The organism is Paenibacillus popilliae ATCC 14706 (genome assembly GCF_000315235.1).
GTDB classification, from domain to species: Bacteria; Bacillota; Bacilli; order Paenibacillales; family Paenibacillaceae; genus Paenibacillus_B; species Paenibacillus_B popilliae.
In genome coordinates this window covers 1-653 of sequence record NZ_BALG01000210.1, presented here as the reverse complement: position 1 = coordinate 653, position 653 = coordinate 1, and the positions used below count along the sequence as shown (strand labels likewise).

1 protein-coding gene is annotated in these 653 nt (G+C 36.9%); it reads right to left on the bottom strand.

The window, feature by feature from the left end:
• Positions 1-84: 84 nt before the first annotated feature.
• Positions 85-558 carry a hypothetical protein gene (locus tag PPOP_RS13275; protein WP_006287027.1) on the bottom strand — a complete coding sequence of 158 codons (474 nt, stop codon included), beginning with the start codon at positions 556-558 and terminating at the stop codon, positions 85-87.
• Positions 559-653 lie beyond the last annotated feature (95 nt).

The window sequence follows — 653 nt, the reverse complement described above, 5'->3', positions numbered from 1 at the left end:
ATGAGAGGTGCGGGCGGGGTCTGTTGCTGAAGGACATGGAGCATGAGTCTATGTCCTATTTTATATTAAACTATAAAGATGGTGTTAAGATTGTACTCTAAAGATGGTGTTAAAACTGTACTCCTTTACATCTAAATTTGGAATTTTTGGCAAAGTGACTTCGACTAAATAGACTCCGTCTTTTTTGATGAATCTATTCTTACTTTTACTTTTGGGTTTTAAGAATTCTTCTGAACCATTAGTTAAAGTCGCACTAAACCCGGACATATGAACAGTTACTATTTGTCCTTCATGTAGCTTAATGTACGCAATTCTTTTGTGCTCACCTGGCTTTACAGAATGGGACCTATATACCTGTAAATCTGAAGAAGGACGATAATCAACAGTTGGTACGTTTTCCGGCACCTTGGACTGATAAATGAGTTTCACCTTGGGTTCGGTTATTACAGACTCGTTAACCGATACGTCTGAGGCAGAATCAACAACAGGAGATGCATAAACCGGTACACTTGCAAACATAGCAATCACAGCGGTAAGAGAAAGAATAGTTTTCTTCATAAAACGTCACTCCCTTTGGAATAATTTAACTTTCGACTACACTATAGTATATGAAGACATGATTGTAAATAGTAATGTTAATAACTTACGAAGAT

Coding starts and splice junctions, on each gene's coding strand:
- PPOP_RS13275 (WP_006287027.1), bottom strand. CDS start 558: ATGAAGAAAACTATTCTTTCTCTTACCGCTGTGATTGCTATGTTTGCA.